The 13,226-nt window shown below is 71.7% G+C and carries 13 protein-coding genes; 8 read left to right on the top strand and 5 right to left on the bottom strand.

Going from position 1 to position 13,226, the window contains the following annotated elements:
* The first annotated feature begins 300 nt into the window (after window positions 1-300).
* Window positions 301-1,779 (top strand): MFS transporter, encoded by a 1,479-nt coding sequence (locus ACWFRJ_RS02015; RefSeq protein ID WP_453524148.1) that lies wholly within the window; start codon window positions 301-303, stop codon window positions 1,777-1,779.
* Here ACWFRJ_RS02015 and ACWFRJ_RS02010 read toward each other — a convergent pair.
* A complete protein-coding gene (locus ACWFRJ_RS02010) occupies window positions 1,733-3,025 on the bottom strand; it encodes an AMP-binding protein (RefSeq protein WP_453524145.1) in 1,293 nt (430 codons plus the stop codon). The genes ACWFRJ_RS02015 and ACWFRJ_RS02010 overlap by 47 nt on opposite strands.
* Window positions 3,026-3,181: 156 nt before the next feature.
* Between ACWFRJ_RS02010 and ACWFRJ_RS02005 the strand changes: the two genes are divergently transcribed.
* From ACWFRJ_RS02005 to ACWFRJ_RS01985, 5 genes are all read left to right on the top strand, one after another.
* Entirely contained in the window at window positions 3,182-4,495 is a 1,314-nt protein-coding gene (locus ACWFRJ_RS02005; protein ID WP_453524142.1) for a lipase family protein, read from the top strand.
* Between the two features lie 138 nt (window positions 4,496-4,633).
* Window positions 4,634-5,893: a helix-turn-helix domain-containing protein gene (locus tag ACWFRJ_RS02000; RefSeq protein WP_453524139.1), complete on the top strand. Its 1,260-nt coding sequence runs from the start codon at window positions 4,634-4,636 to the stop codon at window positions 5,891-5,893.
* Between the two features lie 119 nt (window positions 5,894-6,012).
* Window positions 6,013-6,597 (top strand): hypothetical protein, encoded by a 585-nt coding sequence (locus ACWFRJ_RS01995; protein WP_453524136.1) that lies wholly within the window; start codon window positions 6,013-6,015, stop codon window positions 6,595-6,597.
* Between the two features lie 5 nt (window positions 6,598-6,602).
* Window positions 6,603-7,073, top strand: coding sequence for a hypothetical protein (locus ACWFRJ_RS01990; protein WP_453524133.1), 471 nt, complete (start codon window positions 6,603-6,605; stop codon window positions 7,071-7,073).
* Window positions 7,074-7,197: 124 nt separating this feature from the next.
* Entirely contained in the window at window positions 7,198-7,389 is a 192-nt protein-coding gene (locus ACWFRJ_RS01985; protein WP_453524131.1) for a DUF5999 family protein, read from the top strand.
* A 16-nt stretch (window positions 7,390-7,405) separates the two neighbouring features.
* Here ACWFRJ_RS01985 and ACWFRJ_RS01980 read toward each other — a convergent pair whose 3' ends face one another.
* The gene (locus ACWFRJ_RS01980; RefSeq protein ID WP_453524128.1) at window positions 7,406-8,035 is read right to left on the bottom strand and encodes a TetR/AcrR family transcriptional regulator; all 630 of its coding nucleotides are present in this window, start codon (window positions 8,033-8,035) and stop codon (window positions 7,406-7,408) included.
* A gap of 109 nt (window positions 8,036-8,144) precedes the next feature.
* On the opposite strand from ACWFRJ_RS01980, the gene ACWFRJ_RS01975 reads away from it, so the two are divergent.
* Window positions 8,145-9,608: a cytochrome P450 gene (locus tag ACWFRJ_RS01975; protein ID WP_453524125.1), complete on the top strand. Its 1,464-nt coding sequence runs from the start codon at window positions 8,145-8,147 to the stop codon at window positions 9,606-9,608.
* 89 nt (window positions 9,609-9,697) lie between these two features.
* Window positions 9,698-10,030 carry a hypothetical protein gene (locus ACWFRJ_RS01970; RefSeq protein WP_453524123.1) on the top strand — a complete coding sequence of 111 codons (333 nt, stop codon included), beginning with the start codon at window positions 9,698-9,700 and terminating at the stop codon, window positions 10,028-10,030.
* Here the strand turns inward: ACWFRJ_RS01970 and ACWFRJ_RS01965 are convergent.
* The 3 genes from ACWFRJ_RS01965 to ACWFRJ_RS01955 all read right to left on the bottom strand — a co-directional run bounded on the left by ACWFRJ_RS01965 (window position 9,960) and on the right by ACWFRJ_RS01955 (window position 13,207).
* The gene (locus ACWFRJ_RS01965; protein ID WP_453524120.1) at window positions 9,960-10,247 is read right to left on the bottom strand and encodes a hypothetical protein; all 288 of its coding nucleotides are present in this window, start codon (window positions 10,245-10,247) and stop codon (window positions 9,960-9,962) included. The two genes, ACWFRJ_RS01970 and ACWFRJ_RS01965, sit on opposite strands and share 71 nt — an antisense overlap.
* Before the next feature lie 81 nt (window positions 10,248-10,328).
* Window positions 10,329-12,230, bottom strand: coding sequence for a DUF2264 domain-containing protein (locus tag ACWFRJ_RS01960; RefSeq protein ID WP_453524117.1), 1,902 nt, complete (start codon window positions 12,228-12,230; stop codon window positions 10,329-10,331).
* A complete protein-coding gene (locus ACWFRJ_RS01955; protein ID WP_453525042.1) occupies window positions 12,227-13,207 on the bottom strand; it encodes a hydroxyacid dehydrogenase in 981 nt (326 codons plus the stop codon). Before ACWFRJ_RS01955 ends, ACWFRJ_RS01960 begins: the two co-directional genes overlap by 4 nt.
* Window positions 13,208-13,226 lie beyond the last annotated feature (19 nt).

The following is a 13,226-nucleotide window of genomic DNA, read 5'->3' as shown; positions in this document are numbered from 1 at the left end:
CGGGGACCGGGACGGGGCTCGGCGGGTACTGGGACGGGGCTCGGCGGGTACTGGGACGGGGCTCGGCAGAGACCGGGATGAGCGGTGAACCAGGTTCCGCCCGGATGTGACCCGTGAGTAAGACGGCTTGCTGACAGATCGTCTGACACCCTCTGTCACTTCACTGACAAGTCCCCGCACCGGATTCGGCGTCAACGGCAGCAGCAACGACCGCCGCGGCCCCGGAGAATCCGGCAGCGGAACCGCGTCACGTTCGGCAGCGGGACCGCATCGCGATCGATCCGTCGAGAGGAGCCGCACGTGGGCCGAGGCAGGCTGACCGCTCTTCTGGCGATGCTCGCCCTGGCCGGGTTCATCACGACCCTGGACAACACCGTCATCAACGTCGCGCTGCCGACCGTGCAGCGCGACCTCGGCCTGACGGTCACCGACCTGGAGTGGGTGGCCACCAGCTACGTACTGAGCTTCGGCTCGCTCCTTCCGGCCGGGGGCAGGCTCACGGATCTGCTCGGCAGGCGGGTGGTACTCGCGGCGGGGATCGTCATCTTCACCACGGCTTCCCTGGCCGCCGCCCTCGCGGACAGCGGCGGGACGCTCATCGCGGCGCGCACGGTGCAGGGCGTGGGTGCGGCCCTCGTCATCCCGGCCTCGCTCGCGGTGGTCGCCGCCGATCTGCCCGCCCGCAGGCGCGCCATGGCGGTCGGCCTGTGGACGGCTGCGCTCGCTGTCGCCCTCGCGCTCGGCCCCGTGGTGGGCGGTTTCGTCACCGAACGGTGGGACTGGAGCTGGGTGTTCCTGCTCAACGTCCCCTTCGGCGTCCTCGCCCTGCTCCTGGTGCCCGCCGTCCCCGGCGCTGTCACCCGCGTGCGGCACGGGCTGCTGCCGCTCCTCGATCTGCCGGGCGTCGCGCTCTCCACGACCTCGCTCTTCCTCCTCACGTACGGCCTGGTCAGGGGCGGCGAGCACAGTTTCAGCACCCCGCCCGTGCCGCTCTGCCTCTGGCTCTCGGCAGCCACCGGGATCGCGTTCCTCGTCGTCGAGTCGCGGACGTTTCTGCCCCTGGTGGATCTGCGGCTGCTGCGCAACCGTTCCCTGAGCGGCGGCGCGGCGGCTCAGGTGCTGTGGGGCATCGGCGTCAACGGCGTGTTCTTCTTCACCGCGCTCTACCTCCAGCGCGTGCTCGGCTTCTCTCCCACCAAGGCCGGTCTTGCCTTCCTGCCGCTGGCCGGTGCGCTGCTCGTGACGACGCCGTTCGCCGAGCGTGCGGCCAAGGCCATGGGGGCGCACTGGTCGATCGCCGGTGGGCTCGTCCTTGTCGCGGGCGGACTCGTGTGGGTGTCGGGGACGGGGCTGCACGCACAGTACTGGGATCTGCAGCCGGGGCTGCTCCTCATCGGCGCGGGGTCGGCCCTGACGACTCCACTGACGGTACGTTCCGTCGCCGATGTCCCCGCGACGCGCACCGGAATGGCTTCGGGCCTGGTGAGTGCGGCCCGTGAGATCTCCGGGGTGTTCGGGGTGGTTCTTGTCGGCGTGGTCCTCACCCGCACGGAGCGCACGGCACTGCGGGACGGCGCCGATCCGCGCAGCGCCTTTCTGGACGGCTACGACACGGGTCTTCAACTGGCAGCACTGTGCGTCCTGTTGGGGGCAGTCGTCACCGCCGTCACGCTGCGTCGGCCTGCTCGCCACCGGCGGGGTACCGGCACCACCGACACCGATTCGGTCCGCATCAAGGGTGTGGCGCGACACCCGGGGCGGCGTCGGCTGCTCCGATGACGGTCACATAGCCGTCCGGGCCGATGACCGCGACATCCCCCGTACGCAGCCACCCGTCCGGCAGCAGCCGCCGCCCCGTCTCCGCCGGATCGTCCCAGTACCCCGCGCACACCTGCGGGCCCCTCACCAAGAGTTCGCCCGCGTGCCCCGGGGGCAGCCCGATCCCCGGATTTCCCTCCCGGCCGATGCGGACCTCGGTGCCGGGCAGCGGCAGGCCGGACGTGCCGGGCCTGGCGTTGGCGCCGCGCGGATTGGCGAGGACGGCGCCCGCGGCTTCGGGGATGCCGTAGCCCTCGACGAGCACGGCGTCCACCGAGTCCCGGATGCGGTCGGCGGTGTCGGCGTCAAGGCCGTCGGTCAGCCAGGTCCGCACCGAGGCGAGGGCCTCCAACTCATGGGCGGGGCGCGCGAGAAGGCGTCGGCAGTCATCGGGTTCGGCCGACAGGAGGGTCACCTTGCGGCGGCGCGCTGTGCGCAACAGTGCCTGGGGTTCGGGGTCCGGCAGGAGGACGGTACGCGTCCCGGTGAGCAGCGGGGCGGTCAGGCCGAACAGCAGTCCGTGCGGCCGCCACAGGGGCGTGACGGCCAGAGCGGTCTCGTGCCCGTCACGCAACCGCGGATGCCACTGAGCGAGTTGGTGGGCCGCCGCGACCAGGTTCGCGTGCGTGAGCATGGCCGCGGGCCCGTCGGCGGCGACGTACGCGAGGACTGCCGGATCGCGCGGCTCCGGCCCGACACCAACCGCCTTCGGCCTGAGCGTCTTCCGTGTACGACCGCTCCCCGGCCACTCCCCGTCGACCGGGACCGTGACGACGTCCCGTACGTACGTGTCGCCGCGCACCGCGTCGAGCCGCTCCCCCGCGAAGTCACCGGAGATCGCCAGCACCGCGCCGGAGTCGGACAGCTGATGCGTCAACGCCTGCCGCGACGCCCCCGGATCGATCGCCACCACGACCGCCCCGAGCCGCAGCACCGCATGCCACGCCACCGCGAACCACGGGCAGTTGGGCAGTACCAGCGCCACCCGGTCGCCGTGCCGGACGCCCAGCGTCCGCAACGTGTCGGCGCACGCGCCCACAGCGCGGTGCAGCCCCCGGAAGCCGGTACGCGCGCGGTGGCATCCGGCGGCCGCGTCAAGCAGTTCGGGGATCGTGACGTCGGGGACGTGCAGGCGGTGCGGTACCCCCGCGGCGTAGAAACGGAGCCACGGTCGTGGGTCCTGGGCCTTCACCTGTGGCTCGGTCATGACCTGATCGTGGCGCAGGATGCCGGGTCGCCACTTGTACCCCACGCACAGTTCCGGACCGGCGGGCTGTGGCTCCACTGACTATCGACGCCTGGTTACTGGTCCGTAACTTCACGGCGTGCACAGCAATCTCCCCTCGAGACGAAGGAGCACCCCGTGCGCAGGCCACGAGCGAAACGGAAGAAGAGGCTGCTCGCGCTGACCGCGGCCGTCGCCCTGGCGGGCCTGGGTCTCGGCGTGCCGACCCTGACGGCGGGCGCCGCCGCGACGCCGGACGCGTCGGCGGCGTGCGACGCCCCGGACGAGCGGATCTACCAGGTACCCGGTGCCGTCCCGACCGATCCCGGCAGCGTCATCGCCTGCCGGGCCACCCAGCTCCCCCACGTGCCGGGCAGCGTCCCGATGCACGCATGGAAGGTCCAGTACAGCTCGAAGGACAACGCGGGCAGGGCGGTCGCGGTCTCCGGCACCGTCGCCGTGCCGGACGCCCGGTGGGAGGGGCGGGGCAGCCGTCCTGTCGTGGCCTTCAACCCCGGGACGCTGGGGCTCGGTTCGCAGTGCGCGTTCTCGAAACAGCTCGCGGGCGCGTTCCAGGACGAGTACGAGGGCGAGAACATCGCGGCGCTCCTGAAGGCCGGATACGCCGTCGCCGCGACCGACGGCGCGGGCTATCTGGACGGCCAGACGCATCCGTACGTCTCCGGCGCCGACGCCGGGCACGCGCTCCTCGACATCGTGCGCAGCGCGCCCGCGATCCCCGGCAGCGGCATCGACCCGAAGACGAAGGTCGGCCTGTGGGGCTACTCCGAAGGCGGTGCGGCCAGCCTGTGGGCGGCCCAGCTGGCGGCTTCGTACGCTCCTGAACTGAACGTCGTCGGCGACGCGTCAGGCGGTGTGCCGGGCGACTTGAAGGTGGTCGCCAAGGGGCTCGACGGCGGCCCGTTCGCGGGCTTCCTGGTCGACGCCGTGCTCGGCCTCTCCTCCTCGCACCCCCGGATGCCGTTCGATGAGCTCATGAACGACCAGGGCAAGGAGACGCTCAAGAAGGCCAGGTCGCACTGCCTGCTCGGTACGATCTCGACGCTCGCGGGCCAGAAGATCGAGGACAACACCACGGACCGGCTGAGCCTCGAGCAGCTCTACGCGCTCAAGGGCACCGACGGCAGGACGTGGGGCCAGGTCGTCGACGAGCAGAAGCTCGGCGTCGGCATCGGCCGCGCGGGCTCCGGCGCCACGTACGAGATCGGCTTCCCCGTCCTGCAGTACCGCGGCTCGCTGGAGGAAGTCATCCCGACCGAGACCGAGGACGCGACGCGCAAGGCGTACTGCAAGGCGAACATCACCACCCAGTGGAAGACCTATCCCGGCGAGCACCTGACGACCGATCAACTGGCCAAGGACGACACGGTGAAGTGGCTCGGCGACCGCTTCGAGGGCAAGCCGGAGTTCGGAAACTGTCTGCTCCCGTGAGTTGTCTCGCACTCGCTGCCTCTTGTCACCCGGGTGACAAGAGGCAGCATCATGTCCTTCCGCCCCTGATGGGCCGCCACGGACCCGTGGCGGTATCTTCACCAAACCTTTGTCCCCCGCGCGCAGAGGGAGCACTCCATGGTGAACGGTTCGACGCTGCCCGCCGGGGTGCCCCCGGCAGGCGGCCCCGCGTCCGCGGGCACCCCGGCAGAGGAGTCGCACGCCGCGTTCAGAGCGTTCCCCTCGGGCCTCCACGATCACGTGAGACCGTTCCTCGACGACATCACGTCGGAGGTGGTGCGGGCGATCCGCACGGAGATACCGGAGTACGCGCGCCCGACCAACGACACGTACATGCATGTCGTGAACCGGGGCGTGGAACAGGCCCTTGAGGGTTTCCTGGCCCGGATGGCCCACCCGGACACCGACTGGGAGTCGGTGAAGGCCACGTACCAGAACATCGGCAGGGGCGAGGCGGACGAGGGCCGCAGCCTCGACTCCTTCCAGTCGGCGCTGCGGCTCGGCGCGCGCGTCACCTGGCGCCGGGTGAACGCGATGGTCGACGCCGACCTGTTGCCCCGGCACGTCCTGGCCGCGTTCGGCGAGGCGCTGTTCCTGCACCTGGACGAGATGGCCGCGGCGACGACCGCGGGCTACACCGAGGCCAGGCTGCACGCGGCGGGCGAACTGCAGCAGCGCCGGGCCCGCCTCATCGACCTGCTGACCGCCGATCCTCCCGCGTCGGCGGAGGCCATCGCCGATCTCGCGCAGACCGCCCAGTGGCCCATCCCGCGCGAGGTGGCCGTCGTCGTCATCGACCACGCCCTCACCCCGGAGACCGTCAGGCCCATCGTGCCGCCGGAGTTCCTCGCGCGCTTCTCCGAGCAGCCCGGCTGCATCGTGGTGCCCGACCCGGAGGGCCCGGGGCGGGCCCGCTCGATCGCCGCCGCGCTGCAAGGGCTGCGTGCGGTGATCGGCCCCACGGTCCCGCTGCACGAGGGCGCTCGCTCGCTGCGCTGGGCGCTCGACGCCCTGGAGCTTTCCCGGCGCGGCATCCTGCCCCGGGCGGGCCTGCTGCACTGCGCCGACCATCTGGCGACGCTGCTGCTCTTCCATGACGAGGCGCTGATCGACGCCCTCGCGCAGCGGCATCTGCTGCCCCTGCAAGAGGTGCGCTCACCGCAGCGGGAGCGCCTGGCCGAGACGCTGCTGTGCTGGCTGCGGTGCGGGCACAACGCGAGCGAGGTCGCCACGCGCCTGGCCGTGCACCCGCAGACGGTCCGCTACCGCCTGCGGCAGCTTGACGAGGTCTTCGGCGACCGGCTGCACGATCCTGCGGCGCAGTTCGAGATGCAGTTGGCGCTGCACGCGTTGAGCCTGCGGCCGGCCGCAGGTTAGGCCCCACGGGCGCGTCCCCGGCACGTCACCCGGACGCGCCGCGAGGGCGGCGGCCCGCGACCGTTATCGAGCCGTAATGTCCCCTTCGTCCCAAGTACCAGACGAAGGAGAGTTCTTACGTGCGTGCCCCTCTCATGGCCGCTGCCCCCACCCGGCCCCTCCCACGCCTCGTGGTCCTCTTCCTCCTCCCGCTCCTCACCGCCCTCAGTGGCCCCTTGCTCGCCCCGGCGCACGCCCACGCGGACGCGCCTGTGCGGCCCACCCTCTCCGCCACCAGCCTGCTGGCCCCGCCGCGCGCACCGGACGACCCGTGCACCAGCAAGGACCCCGCGGTCTGCCTGATCCGGCAGATGACGCCGGAGGAGCGGGAGCGGGCGCGCGAGGTGCGGCTGCGTTACCACGCGCTCCTGGACACCATGGAGCGCGTGGCCGACCGTATGCACGAGGAAGGGCGTTCCGACGAGGAGATCGCCCGCGTCCTCGTCGACATGCGCAACGAGGCCAAGGACATCACCCGCGCCGGGATGACCCCGGAGGCGGTGCAAGCTCTGGAGCAGCGGAACATGAAGAAGTACGGCAACCCTCTGGGCCCGACGGCGGAACAGCAGTTCCTCAAGTACGGCAGCTGGCGCAAGGTCATCGAGGCGGCGACCCGCACCAGCGCGGCCGTCGACCAGGAACTCGGCATCCCGCCGCGCGTCTGACCTCCATGCTGCTTCAGGATTACGACCGTCACGGCCGGACGTGGGCCCTCGACCCCCATACGGGTCTCGTCTCCCCCGGGTCCGGCCGCTGTCACGGCTTCGTCCACGTGAGCGACGAAGGGACAGCGGCGCTGTACGCCGACCCCTCCGACGTCGAACCGACCCTCTGGCTCCAGTACCGCCAACGCCGCTGGAACTGCGCGACAGTGATGGCCCATCAGTCCCCCGGGCCGAACGGCACCCGCCGCTTCACCGTCGAGGACGCGCGGGGAACAGCCCTCGAACTCCTCTACCCCGCACCGAATCCCGGCCCCTTCGATCCGACGTACGACTGGATCGACGCGGAGGGGGACGATTTCTTCCTCTGGGCGGCCGGTCGCCTGACGGACGCGGGCACCGGCACAGGCACCGACGCGGACACCACGGCGCGTACCACACTCCTGTCGCACTTCCGGGCCGGTTTCCTCCCCGCCTGAGGTCGCAAGTAACCTTTCCGAGCGATGAGTTGATGCCTCCCGCCGAGTCTTCACTCACACAAGGAGAAACCGCACAAGACCGGGCCGCGCACAAGGTTCGCGACCCCCGTCCCGGAGGTACACCATGTGCGCCCACCAGCCCCCGTGCCCGCCCGCAGAAAGCCCCGACCACGTCGCGGCCCGGGTCCTGCGCGCCCATCCCGAACAGGGCTGGAGCCTGCTCTGCAACGGCACGATCGTCTTCGACGACACCGGCGAACTGCTGCCGGACGGACGTGTGGTGGCGGTGACGCGATCGCTGGCGATGGCGGCCTGATCCCGCGAAGGTCACCTCACGGCGCGATCGCGCCCAGCAACGTTCTTGCGCACAGGTCCCGCACCTGTGCGCGAGACAGCTGCTCCGGCTCCTCGAGCCACTCCAGGCAGACGGCCACCATGAAGGCGAGCCAGCCGCGCACGGCCAGGCGTAGGGTGGGAAGTTCGTGCGGGGTGGACGCAGTCCCGGGGTCCGCTGCGAGGGCTTCCAGGATCTGGTCCTCGTGGGCCGCCAGGCCTTCGCGGTAGATCCTGCGCACCGTGGCGTCGCCCGTCTCCTCCGCCCGGTGGAAGGCGCGGAAGCCCTCCGCGTGCGATTCGACGTACGCGAGGAACGTGTCGAGGCCCGTGCCGATCTGCTCGCGCACCGGCACTCCGGGCACGGCCGCCGTCAGGCGCAGCATGCGATGACTCTCGCGCTGCACCACGGCGGCGAAGAAGTCGCTCTTGGTCGGGAAGTAGTGGTAGAGCAGGCCGCGTGAGACCCCGGCGATCTCCGCCACCCGCTCGATCCATACGTCGTCGTACGGATTCTGGGCGAAGAGCCGCGCGCCCGCCTGGAGCAGCTGTTCCCTGCGCTCCTCGCTGCTGAGTCTGCGGCGCGTGCGCTCCTGCGGGTTCGTGCGCTCCTGCGGTTCCGCGGCCATGGAAACACCATACTTGACGTGGATTCAACAGCGGGACCAGACTGTGGGTCCTTATTGAATCCGCGTACAACAGGCTCAATGGGTCTGCGGCACAAGGGAGATGGCGCACATGGCGCAGGTGGCTGAGCAGGCCGGACCCGCTGGCCCCCCGAAGGGGTTCCGCAGCGCCGAGCTGGGGTGGCCGCGCCTCGACCTCGTTCCGCATCCGCCGCGCCGCCTGCCCCTGATCGGTGATGTCCTGGGCTCCCATGTCCGCACACCCGTGCAGGACTCGATGCGGATAGGCAGCAGCCTGGGGCCCATCTTCCGCCGCAAGGCCTTCGGCAAGGAGATCGTCTTCGTGTGGGGCGCCGAGCTCGCGGCCGAGCTCGCCGACGAGTCGCGGTTCTCCAAGCACGTGGGCCTGGGGGTCGCCAATCTGCGGCCGGTCGCCGGGGACGGTCTGTTCACGGCGTACAACCACGAGCCCAACTGGCAGCTGGCGCACGACATCCTCGCGCCGGGCTTCAGCCGGGACGCGATGGCCGGCTACCACCCGCTGATGCTGGACGTCGCCCGGCAGCTGACCGCCCGCTGGGACGAGCGCGAGGAGGCCGGGCGGTCCGTGGACGTGCCCGGCGACATGACGAAGCTGACCCTGGAGACGATCGCCCGCACCGGCTTCGGGCACGACTTCGGTTCCTTCGAGCGGTCAAGGCCCCACCCCTTCGTGTCGGCCATGGTCGGCACGCTCTCCTACGCCCAGCGCCGCAACGTCGTACCGCCCGCGCTCGCCCCGCTGCTGCTGCGCGGCGCCACCCGGCGCAACGCCGCCGACATGGCCTACCTCAACCGCACCGTCGACGACGTGGTCGCCGCCCGCCGCGCCGCGTCGGGTCCGGGTGACGGCGACCTGCTCGACCGGATGCTGGAGGTCGCCCACCCCGACACCGGCGAGCGGCTCTCCGCCGAGAACATCCGCCGTCAGGTCATCACCTTCCTTGTCGCCGGGCACGAGACGACCTCGGGCGCCCTGTCGTTCGCCCTGCACTACCTCGCGCGCTCCCCCGAAGTCCTGGCACGCGCCCAGGCGGAGGTGGACAAGGTCTGGGGCACCGCGGACGAACCCGCGTACGAACAGGTCGCCAAGCTCCGCTATCTGCGCCGCGTCCTGGACGAGTCGCTGCGGCTGTGGCCGACCGCGCCGGGCTTCTCCCGCCAGGCCCTGCGGGACACGACGATCGGTGGCGTGCATCCCATGCGCCAGGGGGCCTGGGCGCTCGTCCTCGCCACGCTCCTGCACCGCGATCCTGCGGCCTGGGGCGAGCGGCCCGAGCAGTTCGATCCCGACCGGTTCGCCCCTTCGGCGGTACGTGCGCGGCCCGCCCATGTCTTCAAGCCGTTCGGCACGGGTGCGCGCGCCTGCATCGGCCGTCAGTTCGCGCTGCACGAGGCGACGTTGGTTCTGGGCCTTCTCCTGCGCCGCTACGACCTGCACGCCGATCCCGGGTACCGCCTGCGGGTGGCCGAGCGCCTCACTCTCATGCCCGAAGGCCTCACACTGCGGCTCACCCGCCGCGCCAAGCCCGGGTAGGACCCGATTGTCAGACCCGTGCGCAAGAGTGGAGGGTCCACCGGTGCGAGCCGCCGGACCGTCCGACCCCGCGCAGAGGAGCTCTCGACATGACCAGCACGTCGACCCCCGAACTGGCCGCCGCCCAGGCCTGCTTGCGGCTGCTGCACACCGCACGCGCCGCACTGTCCGGCCCCTCACCGGCTGCGGCTGCCTCGCTGCTCGCAGGTCCCATCGCGGAGGCGGACGAGGCGCTGCGCCGCGCGGGCCTGACGGGCAACGAGGCCGAGCTCCTGAACAGGATCTACGACCTCGAGCCCGACCGCCCCGACCGCCCCGACCGCCCCGACCGCCGGGCATGCCCCGCTTCGGCTATTCCGGCTGATTCGGCTGCTTCGGCTCCGTCAGGTCCGTCGGCTTCGGTTCCTTGGGCTTCCAGGTGAACTTGTCGCCGCCCACCCAGCGCACCAGATCCGGGTCGTCCACGTCGTGCACGACGACACCCACCTGTGCGGCCACCTCAAGGACGTCGACGAGTTCCCTGGCCTCGCCGACCACCTCGCCGTCGAGCTCCACGATGCGGAAGGGCGGTCGGCCGGGGTTGACGCCAAGGACCGTGATCCGGGGGTTCGCCATATAGAGGTGCGCGCTTTCGGTCATAACTGCAGGCTTCCACGCTCCGGCTCCGTCATGACCCTCACGACCTGCCTGTTCGGCCGCTCGGGCTACGCATCCGCAGGATCACCCGTGCTCGACCCTCAGCGGCGCGAAGGCGATCCGGGTCAGGGAGCCGTCGTCCGCCCACCGCACCTCGACGGTGTCCGCCGTCGCGCTCACCACCGTGGCCGCCTCGGCAAGGGCCGCGGGTTCGGCCTCCGCCGTGAGCGTGGCCAGAGCCGCGTACAGCGCCGTGCCCTCGGCCTCGGCCGTGAGGCGTGGCAAGCGGGCCCACCGGGTGAAGGCCGTGCCCTGGGGCGCGCGCCGTTCGTCCTGGCCGGTCCAGCCGTGCAAGGGGTGGAGCGCCGAGAGCAGGGACTCCTCGGGCCCTGTCGCCCAGCCCGTGTGGGTGACGCGGGCGCCGTGCGGTGCGCCGACGACGCGGTGTACGCGCAGTTCGTGCCGCCCCTTGGCCACGGTGACGCTCTCCACGCGAAGGCCCGGCACCATGGGCGGCCCGCTCACGAAGGCCGGGGTGTGCCGGGACGCGGCCCAGCCCCAGCCGTCGCCCTGACCCGCGCCCAGCGGGTGGATGCGGCTGCGGGCGCTGCGTACTCCCGCCACCTCCACCGCGATGTGATTGTCCGCGGTGTTGCCGCGTGCCGTGGGACCGGTGCTCGTGGAGTAGGCCTGGCGGGCGTAGAGCGGGTCCTCGTGCGCCGCCGACTCGGCCTCGTGCGGGCGCGCGTGATCGCTGCCGTGGTTGTGCAGCCGTACGATCCCGTCGGCGCGGGTGCTCTGTACGAGCAGGCCGGGTGCGGGCAGCGCGAGGACCTGGTCGCTGCGCTCGCTGGGGGCGGGTTCTTCCGTGCCGGTCCACAGAGGGTGGGTGGCGGGTGCCAGGAGACCGACGAACGCCTTCGACGCCCAGTAGGGGGAAGCGGGGCCCGAGTAGGGCTGAAGGGACGCGTCGTGCGGGCCGTGCCAGCCGAGGCTGAGCAGTCCGTCGGCGCCGACGGAGCCGCGGTCGAGGAAGTAGCGCAGGGATCCGCTGAGGAGTCGGCGCGAGGTACCCGGTGTCAGGGGCGTGTGGCCGGTGACCGCGCCGAGTGCCACGGACGCTCCCGCGGCGAAGCGGTAGGTCAGGGAGCGGCCGAAGTGGATCGGGGCGCCGTCGGCCCCGAAGAGGTGCCCGAAGCTCTCCAGGTGCTCGTGCAGACGGGGGCCGTGAAGAGCCGACTGATCCTGATCGTCCGCCAAGTGGGCGTCGAGCGTCGGGTACAGGTGCAGGGCCCAGCCGTTGTAGTGGTCGAAGGCGCGGCCGTCCCCGTCGGCGTACCAGCCCTGGCCCCGGTACCAGGTCTCCAGGAGTGCGAGGGCCCGCTCGCGCGCCCGGGCCGTCTCCGCGTCGCCCCGGCCCACCGACTCCAGGAATCCGGCGACTGTGTAGGGGAAGAGGTACCAGTTGTTGGGCGCGGGAACGTGACGGATCGCGCCGCGCAGCCACTCTTCCGCTCTGTCCTGTACGTCGCTGTCGAGCCGGTCCCACAGCCAGGGGCGGGTGAGGCGCAGTCCGAGTGCGACGGATGCGGACTCCACCATCGGCTGGCCCTGGACGTTGTGGTCCAGGATCACCGGCCAGGACTCGGCGTCGTCGCGGCCGGGTGTGCGGGTGCCCGCGTCGAGCCCTTCCGCGTACCGGTCGAGCCAGCCGTGCGGGTCCTTGCCGTCGGCGCCCGCCACCCTGAACGCGGCGGCGAGCAGGGTACGGGCGTATCCCTCAAGACCGTCCGACCGCACGCCCGAGGCCGATGGCCGCCCCGGCAGGTCGAGGAGGGCGCCGCGCGGCGTCGCCCACCGCCAGGCGGCGCCCAGGAGACCGTCGGCGGCGGCCTCCCAGTGCTCGCGCGTGTAGCCGGTGAAGGGGCTCAGCTCCCGGTTTTCCGCAGGCAGTCCGGGGATTTTGGGCAGTCCGGTGATGCTCATGCGAGGTAGGCCAGCCTTTCGCGTCGTACGGCATGGGCGAAGCCGTCGCCCGCGGCCCAGCGGCCGAGTTCGGCGACGGCGAGATCCGCGAGGCGACCCCACTCGTTGCCCTGCGAACCGGCCAGATGAGGGGTGATCATGACGTTGTCGCACTCCCACAACGGGTTTTCGGGGGGCAGGACTTCGGGGACGGTGACATCGAGGACGGCGCGGATGCGGCCTGCGAGGGCGGCTTCGGTGAGGGCGTCCTGGTCGAGCACCGCGCCGCGGGCCGTGTTGATGAGCACCGCCTCGTGGCGCATGGCGGCGATCAGCTCACGACTGACAAGGCCGCGAGTGGCGGGCAGCAGCGGCGTGTGGACGCTGACGACATCGCTGCTCGCGAACAGCTCGGCGATGCCCACCGGTCGCGCGCCGAGCGCCTTGGCCTCCTCGTCGGAGACGTACGGGTCGTGGAGAAGGACGTTGAGGTCGTAGGGGCGGAGGAGTTCGATGACGCGGCGGCCGATCATCGAGGCGGAGAGGATGCCGACCGTACGGCCGTAGTTGCCCACGCCGTGCGAGAGGCTGAGCCAGTCGTCGCGGCGGCGCGTCTGCTGGAACTCCCTTGCACGCTCCATGACTTGCTTGCCGGTGAGCAGGATCATGGCGACGGTGTACTCCGCGACGGGCAGGGCGTTGGCCGCGGCGGCCGACGACACCTCGATGCCGCGGTCCCAGCACTCCGGGGTGATGTGTCCGCGTACCGACCCCGCGGTGTGGACGACGGCCCGCAGCCGGGGCGCGGCCGCGAGCGCGGCGGCGTCGAGCGGCGGGCAGCCCCAGCCGGTGACCAGGACCTCCACGTCCCGGAGCACGGAGCGGGCCCGCTCCGTGGTGAAGTCGTCAAGGACGGTGTCCGGAACCAGATCGCTGACCTGCCCGAGTGCGGCCTGGGCCGCGGGGCCGATCACGGCCGTGGCCGCGTCCCGCGCCATGGCGAGCGCGGTACGCGGA

The sequence above is a fragment of the Streptomyces sp. NPDC055239 genome (genome assembly GCF_053606205.1).
This window is presented reverse-complemented; position numbering and strand designations above follow the sequence as displayed.

Coding starts and splice junctions, on each gene's coding strand:
- ACWFRJ_RS02010 (WP_453524145.1), bottom strand. CDS start 3,025: ATGACCGAGCCACAGGTGAAGGCCCAGGACCCACGACCGTGGCTCCGT.
- ACWFRJ_RS02000 (WP_453524139.1), top strand. CDS start 4,634: ATGGTGAACGGTTCGACGCTGCCCGCCGGGGTGCCCCCGGCAGGCGGC.
- ACWFRJ_RS01990 (WP_453524133.1), top strand. CDS start 6,603: ATGCTGCTTCAGGATTACGACCGTCACGGCCGGACGTGGGCCCTCGAC.
- ACWFRJ_RS01985 (WP_453524131.1), top strand. CDS start 7,198: ATGTGCGCCCACCAGCCCCCGTGCCCGCCCGCAGAAAGCCCCGACCAC.
- ACWFRJ_RS01980 (WP_453524128.1), bottom strand. CDS start 8,035: ATGGCCGCGGAACCGCAGGAGCGCACGAACCCGCAGGAGCGCACGCGC.
- ACWFRJ_RS01975 (WP_453524125.1), top strand. CDS start 8,145: ATGGCGCAGGTGGCTGAGCAGGCCGGACCCGCTGGCCCCCCGAAGGGG.
- ACWFRJ_RS01970 (WP_453524123.1), top strand. CDS start 9,698: ATGACCAGCACGTCGACCCCCGAACTGGCCGCCGCCCAGGCCTGCTTG.
- ACWFRJ_RS01965 (WP_453524120.1), bottom strand. CDS start 10,247: ATGACCGAAAGCGCGCACCTCTATATGGCGAACCCCCGGATCACGGTC.
- ACWFRJ_RS01960 (WP_453524117.1), bottom strand. CDS start 12,230: ATGAGCATCACCGGACTGCCCAAAATCCCCGGACTGCCTGCGGAAAAC.
- ACWFRJ_RS01955 (WP_453525042.1), bottom strand. CDS start 13,207: ATGGCGCGGGACGCGGCCACGGCCGTGATCGGCCCCGCGGCCCAGGCC.